Source organism: Pseudomonas sp. 10-1B, assembly GCF_000935045.1.
GTDB lineage: Bacteria > Pseudomonadota > Gammaproteobacteria > Pseudomonadales > Pseudomonadaceae > Aquipseudomonas.
Genome location: NZ_JYKS01000025.1, coordinates 20793 through 38573 on the forward strand (window position 1 = coordinate 20793; position 17781 = coordinate 38573).

Below are 17781 nucleotides of genomic sequence, written 5' to 3' on the forward strand. Positions count from 1 at the left end.
TCCCTCTTTCTGAGTCAACGCTGCCGCAAATGGGCAGCGGCCCTTATTGAAACTTCCAGTGCAGGAAGTTTCGGGTATCAATCGGGTTGATCGAACCATCGTCCATTTGGCGCCCCCAGTTGATATACAGCGCACCTTCCGTGCCGTAGTTATCAATCAAGGTAAACTTCAATGGCTGGCTCAGTTGCTCACGCCATTTAGTACCCTGCTGGTCGAACCAGAACTTCATGTCCGGGACGCGTTCGAGGGCCACGAGCAAAGTGCCTGCGGTAAAGACTTCACCCGCTGCAAAGTCCCGATTCAACGGGGTACCCGCTTGCTGCAAGGCCAACAGTTCCATTTCGGCCTGATACTCAATGCGTCGTGCCGCAGTCCGCCCCGGTAACTCGCGCGGCACGTAGGCGACGCCAACATGGCTGCTGAACGTTTCGTCGAGCAACTCGCTTTCATACTTCAAGACTGAAACATGATCGAAACGTACATCGACAAAGCGACGCTGCCCCCTGGCGCGCAATGTCCAATAGTGCGTGGTGTAGTGCCAGTAATTGTGGCCATCGACAATGTTGTTGCCACTATCCACCACGTCAAACCCACCTTTTTTAGCGACGCGACGTCCCGTGAAAGGCTCCAGGTCAGCGATATCCAGTTTTTTGGGTGGCAGCCCACCCAGTTCTACCTCACCATCGCTACCGGAATGTTGTACGTAAGAGTCGTGCCAGGTATTGCGATAACTTTGAAACTTGGCTCGAATCCAGCGTACTTCGGTTTCAGTGGTTTGAAGGTAGACCGTTACTATGCGCAGGGCCTCTTCCTTGCCCTTCACGCCCACCGCCTTCGACTGGTCTTTTCTAGCCCGCGCGTCTTGCGCCTCTTGCACCTCTTGCGCCGACAACGATCCGTCAGCAGGCAGATAGTCGAAGCGGTTGCGAAACTTACTAGCGGCCCATTTCGCCCCGCCAGGCCTGATTGCTTCGGTGTCAGCTGGCAACCACTCGATCGGCGTGCCATCCCGATGGGTCAGTTGCAAGGTCGCGAGCTCCGCATCGCTCACGGGGTCATAGATATCGTTGCCATCCTCGTCCTTGAAAGGATTGGTTTCAATATGAATATCGATACCCACCTGCTGCCTGCCGTTCGCCCACACCTTCTTTCGCGATGTGTCGTTAAGAATAAGCTTGAACTGATTAAGGGCCATCCAGCGCTGAGAACCCGGGGCACTCTGCGGGCTGGCATTATCATTGTGTTCAATCACTGCAATGCCCGCTTGGCCACCGTACACACCGGCCAGCACACTGACCTGGCCGGTGCTCGACGCGGGCGCAGTGTATTTCCCCTCTACCACTTCGCCTTCTCCGTACAGCTCCCACAGGGTGCTTTGCACCGCAGGGCGATCACCCCATGTCACATCCGCTGCCTGCCCACCGAGTACTTCGGTCAGGGTAAATTGCTGGGAGCCAGAAGCAGGCATGTTCGACACATGGAACGGTTGGAGCTGCAAAGGCGCGCGCATTGACAGAATGATCACCGTCGCGTGGCCACTGCCCCCCTCCCAGTTGGTGACCTTGATTCGCTGCAGGCGAATGGGCGGATTGTTAGAGGGCTCATTCGGGGTAAAAAGGGCGTGGGGTGTTTCTTGGTCACCCGCAGGGTCTCGCACAATGCTGCCGAACGTTTCGTCCTCAAGCTCCCACTCCAGCCGCCCACCTTGCGATGCGGTCAGCCGGACGGGCCCATCGCCTTTGCCCCACACCACCACCCGCGGTGAAATCACCAGGTCTTCACCGGAAGCGACCAGCAATGCCGACTTGCTCGCCCCTTCCTGGGCATTTGCAAAATGTGCCTTGACGTTAACCAGGCGCTGACGAAGCGGGAACGTTTTCACGCCAGGGGCGGCGTAAGTGCCTGCAGCAATCTCGCCAGAGTCACGCGGGTTGTTCACATCGCGTGCAGTCCACGCAGTTACCGACTGATTCGCGACCGTGAACCTGGCGCTCTTGTCGGCTGCCACTTTGCTCAACTGCGGTTGCGGCTGACGGGAGGCGGCAGAAGCACTGACATGGCCGAAAACGATCATGTCATGCGGGTTATGTTCCTGCTTCTCGAGCACGACCTGATAGGCATCAGGTAGCACCAGTTGTTCCAGCGCGACACTTGGGCGATCTTTGGCAATCGGCGCACGCTCTCGGCTGATCAGCAATGCGCTGGCATAGTTATCATTGCTGCTCTTGCGCGGTAGCAGGTAGGGGAAGGGGGCGCCTGGCTGGCCAACATCCCGGCCAGCGACCAACTGCATAAGCACGATGAGCGCCCCATCATCTTCCGGCGACGTACCGCCGCCGGCTCCGGCAGGCGCTCGCTGGGCCACCACTTGGATGTACTGGGTAGCCAAGGCGTTATTGCCAAAGATATCGAACTCCAGCACCGACAAGGGGCTGCTCATCACCCACTCGTACTTGAGTCGTTCGAGTATGAACTCCCCCATCCTCACGGCAGCAGTGCTGTTGCCACCCAGCGTGCAACTGGGCTCACTGGCTTCGGTAAGGTCTAGCACGACGTGGTACTTATCAAGGTATGCGTGCGGCTGCACTTTCAACCGACCATAGACTTCGAAGCGATGACTCAGGCCCATCTCCAGCACATGGCTTCTTCTGAGCTGCTCGACGTTGCCTGACAGGACCGTGGAGGACACGCACTGCCCGGTGAGCAGTTCCATGCTGACCCTGACCTGCCCCGATCTGCCCGAAGAGCCTTTGAAAGATAACTGAGGCGGGCCCAGGGTAAGTCGCTCGAAAGCCACTTTTTCGTTCCTGGCGGCTGGGTCGATAAAATACTCACCCTCGATGGCGAGCAGACCACCGCGCTGGTCGAACTGTTCGACAAAGTTGATCTGCAAAGCCTCGTTGACAGCATCACGGCCCAGTGCCAGCACCGCACCGCTACCACGCATGCTGTCACCTTTTGACAACTCCTCGAGGAGTGCTTCCTTGGAATTGGACATGATCAACCCTCCACCGGATTCAGGCCGCTGAAGGCTTTTTTCACCTCTTCCATCGCCTTGATTTGCTCGGCGGTATACTCAACCTTCTCTATCTGAACAGGCTGCAACGCTTTGCTCACCTCTTCGAAGGCTAACGCATCTTCGGCAGTGTATGGCATGGGCACAACCGCGTATTTCCACGAGCCTGTTGCAGTGTCGACACCGGCAATGATCACGTAATCATCTTCGGCATCCCCTGGCTGGTAGGTGCCCGTGGTTTCATTGAGGTTGCCTTTGCCCTTGGCCACGAACCATTTTGTCTGGTCAGGAGGCAGATCCACCGGATCACCGCCCCACCCTTGAACAGCCAGTACCAACTTCAGTGCCGTGCCTTGCGCCGTAATCTTTAGAGTTGCTGCAGCGGCACTCCAGAGTACGGTGATATCGATGGTCTCCGTACGACCAGCACTGCTAACCCGCACCTGGTCCAACTGCATGAGCGCCCCCAAAACCGGCCCTGAATCAGGGCTGCGAGTGGGTGCAACATACACTTTGACATTTTTGTCATCCGGAATATTCAGCTCGGTACGCTCGGCATCTGTGGGATCACGCAGTTCCCCCTTGAAACCGGCACCCTTGTCCCAAGTCAAGGCCGATCCCACGCTGCCACCCTCCAGCACGTAGCGCTGGGGAGCGCTGCCAGTGGAATAGAGCGCATTGAGCAGTAGCGGCCTTACCGCCACAGCCTTGGGTATGATGGTGAAGAGGGCGCTGCTGCTGCTGTCACCCACCTTTGCGGTAATGATGACCTGGCGGAGCGTACCGGCTATCGTGTCTGCCTTGGGCGCCTTGTAAACACCACCGACAACTTCGCCCAGTTGCCCAGGCCCAACAGGGTTTTCTGGGTCACCCGGTAGCGCTTTTACCTCCCAGGTCACCGCCTGCCCTGGTTGGGGGGCGGGCGTAAGCGTGAGCGCTTGTGTGCCGTCTGCTATAAGAACTTTTTCAATTGGGTCGATCGCGAAGGCGGTGAGGGCGGGAGCTAGCTCACCCAGCATCGTGACATCACCGGGACAGGCGAAAGTATCAGGCATAGAACGTTGACCGTTGCGGAAGAGCAGAGCATTCAAGCGCCAGTAATCAATAACATCCAGTTGCCCTGTGATTCGGCGGATCATCGCTTCGATATCTCGCTCGACGTCCTTTAGAAATTCATTTTTGCCAGCATCCAGCTCTGCTTCATTTCCTCCGTCCTCTACCGACCACTCGACATCCAATAATACAGATCCAGAGGACAGCTTCAGCACACTACCGTCCATGCTCGCCGACAAGAGAAAACTTGCACTCGCTTTCATCAACAGGTCGAAGGAAACTTCTTGCCAACCGTTACCGGCGTTTATACCAACGCTCACCCGCCCCCCGACACCCTCATATTCCCAATTACCAACAATCCCCCATGTACAGCCGCAAATGAAACCACCCCGGCATTAAAATTAGAGACATACACTCTAAAATAAGCATTTGACTCTTCAACAACAGAATAAAGACCTCGAAGCTGAAGCCCTCCACCTTTAGCAACGACCAAAAAGCCGGAGTCATCCAATTCATAAGTTATTGGAGCAGGTGCATAAAATGCATCACCTAGATTTTCGAATAAACTCTTCAAAGCAGCTTTCGCCCACATTTCGCTGCTTAATATTAGTCCTGCAGAATAGTCACCGCCTCCCTCCCGCGTGGGCAACAGATACGGCATTAGCCTATCATCATCCGGAAAATCTCCCACCTCACTACCGTTGAATGCTAACCCAACAATAATGGCGCCCTCCTCCAAGTCCGCCTGCTTGGTACTGGCTACCGCATTACCCGCCCTGGCCAAGGAATGCGTGCGCAGTCCGAACGTGGTCGGTTTCAAATCTCCCTCCACAGGCGCTATCCTGTTCAGCTCCCAAACCTGCTCGCCCCGCTCAGGGGCTTTGAACTTCGCTTCGATCAACTCACCCAGCTTGGTATTTAGGTCTTTCCACTGACTCACTTCAAAGTAATAACTATCGCTTTCCGACAGGTCCAAATACACACGACCGTCTTCATCAACAACACCACCTGCACCCTCGTTGAGCTTGATGTTCATTTTTACGCGCGGCGCGGTAAGCGGGTCCAACTTAGACATACCAACCAGCGTTGCCAGCTCCGCCCCTGGTTCCCGACTCCACTCGGTCAGCAGGCCACTCACCACCGGCATGCTCAACGCGGCCATAGAGCTGCCAATGTTCGAGTTCTCGAATGACAGCACTGGCGCACCGAAGGCAAAATTCACCAACTTTGTATACTTACCGGTTTCGGTTTCCTTTTCATCTGAAACCGGTTCGATCCACGCTTTATTATCCGCCCGCAGGATATGTTCCTGCATCAACAAAAGGTTTGCTTTTTGGCGGTCATAAACCAAAAAAGCGCCCCAACCGCGGGTGCGAGGAGCTTTACCCATGTAGGTGTAAAATTGATCGAGCGTTGGTCTGGCCATGAGTGTTCTCCAAATAACGTGATTGCACGACCGCTACCGGCCCTGCAAGCACTAGAAAAAGTCAAAAAATTAAAATTACGGATTAAGCGGTACTGACTGTGACCTGAATTTCAAAAAAAACTCTCCGCCGTTGAAACTCACCCGGGCATACAACGTAAAACGCTCGCCCATCTTCAACTTCAGGAGTTCCGACTTAGGCAGCATTTCATTCACACCGCTGCCTGCCTCAGCAGCCGTCACCGGCTTTGCGTTCCTGACAATGAATTCCACCGGGTTGTTCTGAGGGTCTACCCCTTCCATCACAATCGTCAGCAGTTGCCCTGGCGCAATAAATACCCACGTACCCATTTGCAGCCTGGCACCTGCTTCAGGCAACCTGCTGAGGTAGACCGGCCCATCAGGTAAATCAACCGTCGGCAAGGTCGCGTTATCCAATGGCTTGATGCGTAACTTATAAGGCAGCGAATCGATGTAGTTGTCTTCATCCCTCGACAACCTGTAGAACACATTGAACCGCCAACTGGCATCCATAGCGGTACGCCCCATATTGGCGGGCACATACTCGGGCGGAATCCAGAAGCGCAACGGCCTTTCCTCAGAGACCGGTGTTTTCGCCACGTATTCGCCAAGCGCTGCAGCGCCGGCCCAATGCACATGGAGCTCCTCACCCGGCAACACATTGCCGGCAGGCACATTGATGTAAACACCTGACGTGGACTGATCAGCCAATATATTGCCGCTGTCGGCTGCGCCATCCGCCGTGGCGCCTTCAATCAGGGGCACTTGCGGGGTACGTGAATTTTGCACATTGACTTGCAGCACTTCCGAACGCAGCCCCTCACCTACGCGGCCATAAAAGTAGGAAACACTGACATTGGCGCCTTGACTAAGCGCCAGGACCTCAGGGCTGACCTGAAACGCGATCGAAGCCGCAGCCCGCGTACTGGGGTCTACACGCGCCGATGGCATGTATTGCAAGCCCCCGGGGATGGACCATATAAGGGTCAGGTAGTCGGACTCTGCGATACCGGGGTAATGGGGCAACTTGACCAGCAAACCATTGGGCAATTTGCCAGGGTCCAGCGTGTCGCCTTCGTTGTACCCATCAATGGCAGGTTTGCCGAGGTAGCCAGGCAAACCGCCGCTGGAAGCGACCTCCAGCCGTTGTGGCGGTGAGTCCAGGCGCCCACCGCCTGCGAACTCGATCTCGTAGTAGGCCATTACATAGCCTGGATCGATCCAGTCGAAGTATCTTTTGGCTACCGCATCACTGATAGCGTCTTGTTCGAAGTGTTTTTTCTCGACGGGCACTACCTTTTCCCAGGTGCCGTCGAGCGTACCGTCCGGCTCATAACACTCTACCGTCAGGGTAACCTTGTCACCCGTCTGCATTGCCTGATAGCGGGGCACCATCACACTCATCCCACCGTTAGGCAACTGGCTGGGCTGAATGATCAGCCCATGTGAGTCAACCACTTGGAGTACAGACGGTTTTTCAATCTGCCCCTTGGGCCGCACGCCTATATAGCAAAAGGTTCGTAATGATTCGGCCGCAGGCCTAGGGCCATCCGCCAGGCGGGTATAGGAATAAAATGCCTCCCCGCCAGCAGCCTCGACAACAGAGTTATTGGCAATTTCAACCTCGAGTCCGTCCCGCACATGCTCATCGCCAATGAAATAGTCTGCCGTATGATCATAAGCTTCACCCGTAAGACTGCGCCCCAGCCAGCGCACTCTCACCACATCGTTAGCGACCATGCCCGTATACTGGATCAGGGTCTTTAAATCCTGGCTGCCCAGTTCATCCAGATTAATTTCATTGAATGCCGTCAAACCCTCAATGATCGGCGCCTCCAGAGCCTCATCTTTAGCTAGCCGCTCATTCATATCGAAACTTCCAAAAAATTGGCGAGCGCCTGCAGGGTGCACAAAGACCCAGGCGTAGCCGTCAAATAGATAAATAAACAGAGCGAAAAACAGTGCGTTTCCAGTGCTTGTCACCGGGCTCCGTTGCTTGCCGAGACAGTTTTAGTACAGCCCAACCGCCCTCACAACTAGCAGAAATAACAGGTCGTCTGCACGCCGCCCGAGGCGCTGGAGGCGCGTACACCTAGTAGTTTTGCCAGGTGCGCGCGTTTGGCTTTTTTCTTAGCCTTCACGGTAGATAGCTTGTCTTGGATGCCTGCTGACTACAGGCGAGAGCTTGTGCACGCCTCTGACAATACCCAATACAGGACCCAGCGCTGAACACAGGTCATTCAACGCATACCGCACACCCAGGAATCCGAATCATGGCAACTACATCGAATGCTTTCAATTTCTCAAGTTTCATGCAGAGCAGTGTCGACCCTCGAACTGGCCTGTACACCCTGTCCATTGCCCTTCCGAGTTTGAATGCCAACGACCATTGCGGACCAGACCTGCCCTTGGAATTGAATTTCAGCCCAATGAGCAATGATAACAAAGGGTTTGGCATGGGCTGGAGCCTGAAACTCAGCAGCTTCAATATCACCACTGGCATGCTCTCATTGCACACCGGTGAATCTTTCAAAGTCGCAGACAACGGGCCAGGCAACCCGCCCGTTATCGAAGAAAAAAAACTGGACAGCTTTCGTTTCAGCAACATCAGCCAAGGCAACAAGAAACGTATTCGCATTGCGCATAAAGGCGGTTTGGTCGAAATACTTGAGCCCCAGGTAAATGACCCTGTTACCGCCGTGCCCGTTCGGGTCATGGGTGCCTCCGGCCACGGCGTCAACCTCGGCTACGATACGACCAGGAGCACAGCACGCCTGCAGTCCATCGTTGATGACACCGGCCGTTTACTGCTCGAAGTAAAATACCCTACAGATATCCGTACAGAGTTCACAGTCAACCCAACGACGCGCAGCCCGGCCAAGTACATACTGGACCTGGAAGATAACCAGCTCAGAAAAGTCACGCTGCCTACGTCAAGTGATGAGTACTGGGAACTGAAATACAAGCTATACGACCAGTTGCCTTTCCTGACCAGTGTTGAAAACCCTGACAAAGGCATGGATACGATAAGTTACCATGAAGGTGCCGCGGGCCATAAATATCCAGGTATCGAGCGCTACCTGCCTTCGGTCGATGAACACTGGGTCAAACCTGACGTACGCGACAGCAATACCCACATACTTACGAAATATACCTATTCCAGTAATAATTTCCTGGGCAACGGTACCGGTCTGGTCTATGGCAATGAAGACGGCACCGATCAACTCTACCGATTTACCGGCACTACGTTTGCGTACAGTTCTACCGCTGAACACTATCGGGATGGAAAATGCTACCGAACAGTGGTCAGCACCTTCAATCGCTTTCATCTGATGAAATCCCAGGTTACTACAGACAATGACTGTATCGAGACCATTACAACAGATTATCACGAGCAAGCAAACATACCCTTCAAAGACCAGCCCGCCTACTTTCAACTCCCAAGCATCGTGACAAAGTCCTGGGCGATGAAGGGTGACCCAACAGTGGGCGACCAAGAGTCTACACACACCACCTACGACGATCATGGCAACTTGTTGACGGAGCTTAAAAGCGACGGCACGCGCATGGTACGTACCTATTACCCCGGAGCGGATGACCCCGAAGGCTTCGAACGCAACCTCAAGTCCGCCATCATCCACCCAGCCGCCCCGTCCAGCCCAGGCGAACCGCTGGCCCAGACCATAAGCAGCGAATACACCTATTCCAGTCTGCCCCCACTGCCACAAGCCGACCCCAACCTGAACATGCCGCAATGGCTGTCATTGGAAAAGGAGGACACATTCGAAGGCGTGGGCGCCGAGCGCCTGTTACTGAACAGCAAAACTCGCTATTACTTGAATAAGACCGACACCCCATTCCTGCACGGCCGGGTTGATCGACAAGAGCAGCAAATCAACGATTTTACGATCAGCAGCGACTGGAAGTACGAAAAGGTCAAGGACGACAATGGTCAGCTCACTTGGAGCCGCAGTACCGAAACCTTCACTGACCATACTCACACACTTGAGAAAAAAAGCGCCACCACCCTTTCCTTGTATAACGGCCAGGTGGTGCTGGAGCATGATGCCAATGGTGTATTCACGCGCTATCACCATGATGTGCTGGGCCGCGTCACCTCAGAAATCGCCAGCCCTGACACGGCATTCGCCACTACACGTACCACCGCTTACAAGCTGTTCGACGATGGCGGCCGTAAACGCTCTTGCGAAGAGGTAACCGACAGCAAGGGGGTGATCACCCGTACCGTGTTCGACGGCAGCCGCCGCCCGATCCGGGAGGAGCGTGTAGCCAAGGATGCATTAACCGGAAACGTTGTGAAACGCACGGTAGCCGAGCTGAAATATGACTCGGCCGGTCGCCTGGAGAGCGAAACCGGCTATGACTACTTGCCGGCCAAAGACGATGCGCCAGAGCCGCGAGTGCTTATGCTGCAGTCGCGCTACACCTACGACGGGTGGGGCCAACGGTGTGCCACTGTGCGCCCCGATGGCATCAAGGAGTGTATCGAAGCGTCGCCACTGGAACCTGGTGGCCAGTTGGTCAGCCGCTGGATCGAGAGCCCGAACGCGCCCGGGCACAGACTGCAGCAAACCGTCAGCAAGTTTAACCGCTTCAATAAACCGGTTTATGAGTACCGCTTGCTGGAGGAGGAAGTGGATACCCCTGAAGGGGGCAAGCAACGCGTTACACGCGAGGCTGGCCGCACCGACTTCACCTATGACGGGTTAGGCCGCTGCCTGAGCAGTACAGAGACTATCCAGGCCCCCGAAAGCAATGGCCAGGTCATCAATCGCACCAGTAGGTTCACCTACGATGCCCTGGGACGCATGACCAGCAATGAGCGGCCAGATGGCACCACCTTGTTGCGCACCTTTGCCCCACACAGCATGGGCGAGTTGGTCACGGCACTGCATTTGAAAGAGGCTGGCGACAAACCGCAACGGGTGCTCTACCAGCGCAAGTTCGATGGGCTTGGCCGCCTTGAGCGCATGACCATAGGTGCTCGGGTGGAGGAATACCTCTATCAGGGTACAACCCAACTGGTCGATACGCGCACGGTCTTCGGCCTGGAGACGACAAGCAAAGGTACGCGCAAGCGGATCATTGGTTATGAGTACAAACCTGAGCTGACCGAACAACCCAGCAAACTCGTTGCAACCTTGGAAGACGGGAGCACGCCTGCTCGCCAGGAGGAGCAACAGGTTGCGGACTTCGACTATGACGTGAAAAGCGCAGAAATCACCCACGCCAATAATGCGCTGGGCAAACGCCGTTATGTGTACACCGACCAGGGCGACCTTTGCGAGGAACACCTGACCGACACTGAAGGTACGCCTTACAGCGTCACTTACCAACAGTCCTGGCAAGGCCTGCCAACACAGCGCAAGCACAGCGATGGCCTGGCCTGTTTTTATGATTATGATGAACAAGGCCGGCTCACAACGGTGATACAGGGCAACCTCAAGTCGACGCTAACCTATAACGAAGACACTGGTTTGCTGGAGAATACCGAAACCCGCGACACGACCAACCCCGCCCCTGAACAACAACCTGTCACCCTGTGCATTCAGGACTACGACACCCTGGGCAGGGAAACCAGCCGTACACTGAGCGTTAACGGCCAGACACGCAAATGGGTACAAGTGTGGCTGGACAACGACATGCTGTACTCGCGTACCCTTTGGCAAGGCGAGCAAAAACTGCGTGAGGAAACGTTCGAGTATGACGATCTCGGTCGCCTGACAAAATACGATTGCCCTGTCGAAACCGACGACGGCCGGCAGATCACAACCCAACTGTTCAAGTTTGACGCTGTAGACAACATCGAGCGTTGCCGCACAACGTTCAGTGACGGCGCCCGCGACGATGCGGACTTCACATACTTCGCGCACGACAGTTTTCGCCTGAAAAAGGTCACGCATACCCTGCCACCTGAAGGTTGCCCGGCAGAACAGACGTTCAGCTACGACGACCTGGGCAACATGCTCAACGATGAGCGTGGCAACGCGCTTTACTACGACAGCCTCGGCCGCCTGCACCAGGTGCAGGATGCCAATGGCAGGGTCACCGCGCAGTATGGCTATGACGGGCATGATCAACTGCTTTACTCCGGCACCGATGCACGCAAGGTGCAGCGCCGCTATCTGGCGCATAGCCTGGACGGCATTCTGGAAGACGGCCTGCTCACCGAGTACCTGCATGCTGGCGGCCAACCTCGGGCGCAGCAGCAAGCAGGGACCGCCACACTGCTGCTTACCGACCATGCCGGCAGCGTGAACACCGAGCACGATGCAGACGGCACACGATATGCCCACTACGCCCCTTATGGTGAACAACAGCCCGAGGACGCCGAGCAGCCAATGCGTAGCCTGCTGGCCTTCAACGGCGAGGCCCGTGAGCACGCCCTGGGCTGGTACCTGCTGGGCAGTGGCTACCGGGCCTACAACCCAGGCTTGATGCGCTTTCACAGCCCGGACTCGTTACCGCCTGAAGAGGCCGGCATCAACCCGTACGTATACGCCCTGGGCAACCCGGTTTACTGGCACGACCCGACCGGCCACCGCGGTGAACCGGTGACACGTGGCCGCCAGGCACCGCTGGAGCGCTTCAAGGAAGAAGACAAGCCCAAGGTACCTTGGTATGCCTGGCTTGGCGTCGCTGCTGCCGCCGCCATTTTCGTTGCATCGGCGATCGTAATGCCATGGTCGGCACCGGCCAGCATCGGCATAACCACCAGCTATGTCATTGGTGTGATCGGCGTGGCGGCCAACGCTGCCGCCGCTGGCATGCAGGCGGCATCGACAGCGACCATGTACAGCAACCCGGAACTGTCGAACCTGCTGCAGAGCTTGTTCACTGTATTCTCGGTTGTCGCCATGTACATGAGCGGATACGGGGCTGCGGCTACCAAGGGGGCGATGAGCGCGGCGAAATCGGCGGCCAAGGGCGCGCAAGCGGCACCCGCAATGGCAAATGCGGGTGGGAAGATAGTCCAGCACATTGATAACCGAACCTACACCTTCATACAGAAGAGCTCAGGCAGAATTGTGCCCCGCCGCCCTCGTGCGCCTATTCGCTCGGTCTCTGACGCTGGCGCGTCATCAGCTCCGGGACCAAGCTCGGCGTCGACGTCTACCCCTGTCGCAAGCACGTCTGCTCAAGCGACTACCCCCCCCACAGTCTCTCCGCCAGGTGCGGAGATGAAACCGTTCCTCAGCGAAAAACCGAGTGTCGTTAGCCGGCCAACCGGTGCACCGAACCGCCCTAAGTTCGGCATTGATCTGACACTACTGGGCAATAGCGATAATTTCATGTTGCATCGGGCTCCTAACGGACGCTTTTTCACTGGCCCCGCCGGTAGCTAACAGGTCTGATGTCTCGCTGCCTCTGGCAGCGAGACGTCTCATCAAGCTCCAAGACAATCACCAGAACATCCGCATATCCCAGCAGGCCTGAAGCCTTTTCCTACATCGCTAGTTTTATCCTCACTCTAATCTGCCCCCGCCTTTTCAATGTGACCCAGCTTCAACAGCTGCCCTCACGCCCCGTCATTCACTTCAAGCGCCTGCCACGAGCCCACCTGTGCATCGTCCGTCGGCGCCGCCCAGGACACGCTCATGCTCCAGCTCGAACGGCGCAGGCTATTGCCGTTGCGCCCGCGCGTCACCCCGCTGCCGCCACTGCTTGGCGGTTGTCTGGCGCTTGCCCTTGCCCACCCTGCCCTGGCAGGCCAGACCGATATCGCCTTCCAGACCGGCTTCATGCGCCAGGCCCCCGGCCAATCCGCCGAGGCCGGGGCCCTGGCGCTGCAAAACCTTGCCGCGCAGACACATCTGCCGCCGGGGCGATACCGGGTACAGATCTCGCTCAACCTCAGCCCCCTGCCCGAACAGGATATTGATTTCATCGAAGGACCAAATGGCAGAGGGCTGCAGCCCTGCCTGACGACCGAGCTGCTGCGCACCCTCGACCTGCGCGAACAGGCCCTGGAGATGCCCCTGCCAGACGACGACAGCTGCGTGGGCCTGCCGCAGCTGGTGCCACACGCCAGCGTCGACTTCGACCCCGCGCAGTTGCACCTATCACTGTCGATCCCGCAGATTGCCCTGCGCCAGGATCGTTCAGGCAGCGTGCCAGAGGCCCATTGGAGCAACGGCATCAATGCCGCCTTCATCAGTTACCAGGCCTCGGCCCAACACAGCAGCCAGCGCGGCGGCGGAAACCGCAGTAGCCAGGACCTGTATCTCAACAGTGGCCTCAACCTGGGCGCCTGGCGCCTGCGCAGCAAGCAGGCGCTGCGCGAGGAGGCCGACGGGGCACGCCGCTGGACCCGCAGCGACACCTATGCACAGCGCGACCTGCCTGGCCTGCAGGCCAACCTCACGCTGGGCGAAACCTTCACCAACAGCGACATGTTCCGCAGCGTGCGCTTCACCGGTGCACGTGTGGCATCCGACACGGGCATGCTGCCCGATGCGATGCAGCATTACGCCCCGGTAATCCGCGGCGTAGCCCAGAGCCGCGCCAAGGTAGAAATCCTGCACAATGGCTACCCTATCTATTCCAGCTACGTGGCCCCCGGGCCCTATGCCATCGATGACCTCAGCGTGGGCTCTGGCCATGGCGAGCTGGAAGTGGTCATCACCGAGGCCGATGGCCAGGTCCGTCGCTTCACCCAACCCTATTCGAGCATGGGCAGCTTGCTGCGCGAAGGTGTATGGCGCTACAGCGCGACCGTGGGCCGCTATGACGGCGCCGAACAGCTCGACGACCCACTGTTCTGGCAAGCCACCCTGGCCCGAGGCGGCGCCTGGGATACCACGCTCTACGGCGGCCTGCTTTCCAGCGAGTACTACAACGCCAGTGTATTGGGCATGGCCCGTGATATCGGCCAGCTGGGAGCACTGTCGTTCGATGTCACCCGCTCATCCAGCGACCTGGGCAACACACTGGGCGAGACTGAGGGCCACAGCTTTGCCTTGCGCTATGGCAAAAGCTTCCACACCCGCACCAACTTGCGCTTTGCCGGCTATCGCTACTCGACCCAGGGCTACCGCGACTTTGACGAAGCCGTGCAGCAACGCAGCAATGCCAGCAGCTACCTCGGCAACCGTCGCAGCCGCCTGGAAGCATCGGTGTACCAGAGCGTGGGCGAACGCAGCGCGCTGAACCTGACTTTTTCCCAGGACACCTACTGGCAAACCAGCAACCAGCGCCGCCAGTACCAGCTGCAATACACCACCCGCGTAGGCAAGGTGGCGGTCAACCTGTTTGCCTCCCAGGCGCTGGACGCGAATAATCACGACAGCCGCATGTTCGGCCTGAGCCTCAGCGTGCCGCTGGACTTCAGCCGCCAGCAGCAAGCCAGCTTCGACCTGCGCAACGACAACGGCCAAACCAGCGAACGTGCCAGCCTGAGCGGCGGCTTGCTGGACAACCAGCTCAGCTACAGTACCTCGCTGGCCAACGACGGCCAGGGGCGCAGTAGTGGCGGGCTGTCCGTCAACTACCAGGGCAGCCAGGCCAGCGTCGGCATGGGCTATAACCAAGGCAACGACTACCGCAGCATGTCGGTGAATGCCAGCGGTGCCATCATGCTGCATGGCGACGGCGTGGCGTTTGGCAGCCACCTGGGCGAAACCATGGCCCTGGTACATGTGCCCGACGTGGCCGGTGTCGGCGTGCAGAACACACCCTCGGCGCGAACCAATGCACAGGGCTATGCACTGGTGCCGTACCTGCGCCCCTATCGCCTGAATGCGCTGGTGCTGCAAACCGACGACCTGTCGCCGGAAGTGGTGATTGGCAATGCCAGCCAGCAGGTGGTGCCGCGCCGCGGCGCGGTAGTGAAGGCCAGCTACGAGGCCGAGCATGTGGCGCGCCTGGTGCTGACACTGTTGCAGGCCAACGGCCAACCCGTGCCGTTTGGCGCTCAGGTGCTCGATGCGGACGGCAAGAGCCTGGGGGTAGTGGGCCAGGCCGGCCAGGCCCTGGTGTCCACCCGCATCACAGGCCCGCAAGCGATACGTGTGCTGTGGGGCGAGGTCAGCGACAACGCCTGCTCACTGAATATCGACCCGCAAGCACTCGCACAAGAGGGCGGCTACCGCCTGCAAACCCTGCACTGCCAACTACCCGTGGCCAGCGGCCAGCCCCTTCTGTCCGGCGACAATACCCAGGAAATGCTTTGATGAACGCGTTCACATTCAATATCCACCGCCGCTTGCGTTTGACCGCCTGCTGCCTGGCCCTGGGCCTTTGCTCTGGCAACGCTTACGCGAACTGTACGTTCCGCGCGGGCGCCAGCTACATGACCTTCGAGCGTGACATGGGGATATTCTGGGTGCCCCGTGATGCCGCGGTGGGTAGCGTGATCGGTACCAGCTCGATCACCAGAAACAACAACGAAGGCGCGCGGGCCTCGTGCTTGTGGGACGCCGCCAACCCACCCAAGGCGAGGCTGCCCAACACTGCGCCCATCTTCTCTGGCACCCTGCCCCCCCTGGGTGGCAAGGACATCAATGGGCATGTCATGGAAACCAACATCCCAGGGGTTGGGGTATACATTGAGCTTGGTTCGCCTTTTGACGGAGTAGCCAACAACTCATTCGTTCCCGATCCCGGTACCCGTCCTGTCATCCCTTACACAGGTACCCTGCGAGACCAGCCTTTCAACGTAGAAGTGTCGGTCATGACGGGGCAGGCCTGGTTCATCAAGACGGGGCCGATCGCACCCGGGCCCCAACGTGTCAACGGCGAGATGTTCCATGGGTTTCTGCATAATCTGGGCAAGGTCATGGATTACCGCATGAGCGCAACAGTAAACCAGGCGCAGTGCTCGCTGAAATCCGATGCGGTAAGCGCCGACCCTGTGCGACTGGGTGACCACTCCCTGGCTGACTTCAAAGGGTTAGGTAGCACTACGACGGCCGTGCCGTTCTATATCACGCTCAGTGACTGTGAAGACGCCAGCGCCCCAAACCCCGCCCCGGCCAATGTATACATCGAACTGGATGGTGCCAATGGCTCGGTGCCGACCGTTCCGGCCGACGGGCGCTTCAGCCTGGGTGGTGCTTCCGATGCTGGCGGGGTTGAAATCCAGCTACTGCGCAGCGATGGAACCCCCATGCCACTGCAATCTGACGAGTTGGCCAAGCCGGTGAGTATCGGCATCACCCAGCTGGACTTCCAGGCGCGCTACTACCAGAGTGCACCGGTGGTGACGCCGGGGTTGGCAGAGGGGGGGCTGACCTTTACCGTGAGCTACAAATAACACGCAAAAAAGGCCGCAGAGCGAATACCCTGCGGCCTGTGTACCGATAAAACCAAACAAGCAAATCGAGTAGGAGGCGGGTTCACACCCACCGTCCTCTCACACCACCGTGCGTACGGTTCCGTACACGGCGGCTCAGGTTATGCGGCTAAGCCGGTTGATCGTATCCAGTATTGAGACCAGTCCGAGTTGATCCCACAGTTTCTTCGGTAGGGCCTGATTTACATGTGACGCACCCGAGTTCCACCATGGGCCTCGGCCATTGAAGGCAGATTTACAAGCACGCTCTCGGCTCAGACCCAGACGCATCAGTTCGCATCATCGGCATAGCGCACGAACCGGTGGCCCCGCCGCTCCAGTTCACGATCAAGTTCGTCGAGCAGGATGTTCGACAGCAACGGCGGATAAGCCTGAGCACGCATTTGTCTTCGACACGGCGCTCGATACAGGCCATGAGTATGTCGTGGTTGACCCGATCAAAGAACTTCTCCAGATCAAGTTCCACGCACCAGCGATGGCCCGCCCCCACATGGGAGCGGGCCGTTTCGACGGCTTGATGAGCGCTTTTGCCCGGACGAAAGCCGTAGCTGTAGTCCGAGAACAGCGTGTCCGGCTCCGCGTTCGTCCACGTCAGGGACGCCGTCGATGCCTGTGCACTGCCAGTCGTCACTCTCGGATTCTGTCCGGAACTTGGGGTCACAGTTCTCCCTCGGAGAAATTTCTGCTTTTCGACATTCGACGAGACTCTGGCGCCTACTGGCGGCTCTTACCCCACTGCGCCGCCTCTATCCGCTTCCTGTTCGTCAGGCCAGCATTTTGCCTCGGGCTTCCTTCAGATTCGCAGTCGCCCGCGCCACCCTTGCCCCTGGCTAACACTTCCCCTTGCCGGGTGTGTAGAGGACTTTCACCTCCAAGTCCTGCTTTGGCCACCACAACCAAGCAGGTTGCGCTAACGCGCAACGCGCCATGCCTGGCGCACAAACGAAAAAAGAC

The 17781-nt window shown here is 57.8% G+C and carries 7 protein-coding genes and 1 pseudogene; 3 read left to right on the plus strand and 5 right to left on the minus strand.

Annotation, left to right across the window (positions count from 1 at the left end; translation table 11 throughout):
- Positions 1-43: 43 nt before the first annotated feature.
- The 4 genes from TZ03_RS15585 to TZ03_RS15600 form a co-directional block, all read right to left on the minus strand.
- Positions 44-2998, minus strand: coding sequence for a hypothetical protein (locus TZ03_RS15585; RefSeq protein WP_051098904.1), 2955 nt, complete (start codon positions 2996-2998; stop codon positions 44-46).
- Positions 2999-3000: 2 nt separating this feature from the next.
- A complete protein-coding gene (locus TZ03_RS15590; protein ID WP_152645466.1) occupies positions 3001-4389 on the minus strand; it encodes a hypothetical protein in 1389 nt (462 codons plus the stop codon).
- On the minus strand, positions 4386-5495 hold the full coding sequence (locus tag TZ03_RS15595; protein WP_053388442.1) for a hypothetical protein: 1110 nt from the start codon (positions 5493-5495) through the stop codon (positions 4386-4388). The genes TZ03_RS15590 and TZ03_RS15595 overlap by 4 nt, the downstream gene beginning before the upstream one ends.
- A 75-nt stretch (positions 5496-5570) precedes the next feature.
- Positions 5571-7496 carry a hypothetical protein gene (locus TZ03_RS15600; RefSeq protein ID WP_152645467.1) on the minus strand — a complete coding sequence of 642 codons (1926 nt, stop codon included), beginning with the start codon at positions 7494-7496 and terminating at the stop codon, positions 5571-5573.
- A gap of 290 nt (positions 7497-7786) precedes the next feature.
- Here TZ03_RS15600 and TZ03_RS15605 point away from each other — a divergent pair, with 290 nt between their 5' ends.
- From TZ03_RS15605 to TZ03_RS15615, 3 genes are all read left to right on the plus strand, one after another.
- Positions 7787-12880, plus strand: coding sequence for an RHS repeat domain-containing protein (locus TZ03_RS15605; protein WP_082056637.1), 5094 nt, complete (start codon positions 7787-7789; stop codon positions 12878-12880).
- Positions 12881-13132: 252 nt separating this feature from the next.
- Entirely contained in the window at positions 13133-15706 is a 2574-nt protein-coding gene (locus TZ03_RS15610) for a fimbria/pilus outer membrane usher protein (RefSeq protein ID WP_051098905.1), read from the plus strand.
- The gene (locus TZ03_RS15615) at positions 15706-16788 is read left to right on the plus strand and encodes a fimbrial protein (protein WP_051098906.1); all 1083 of its coding nucleotides are present in this window, start codon (positions 15706-15708) and stop codon (positions 16786-16788) included. The genes TZ03_RS15610 and TZ03_RS15615 overlap by 1 nt, the downstream gene beginning before the upstream one ends.
- Positions 16789-16923: 135 nt before the next feature.
- Here the strand turns inward: TZ03_RS15615 and TZ03_RS31810 are convergent.
- Positions 16924-17398 (minus strand): annotated as a pseudogene (locus TZ03_RS31810) (reverse transcriptase domain-containing protein); the annotation flags it as partial.
- Positions 17399-17781 lie beyond the last annotated feature (383 nt).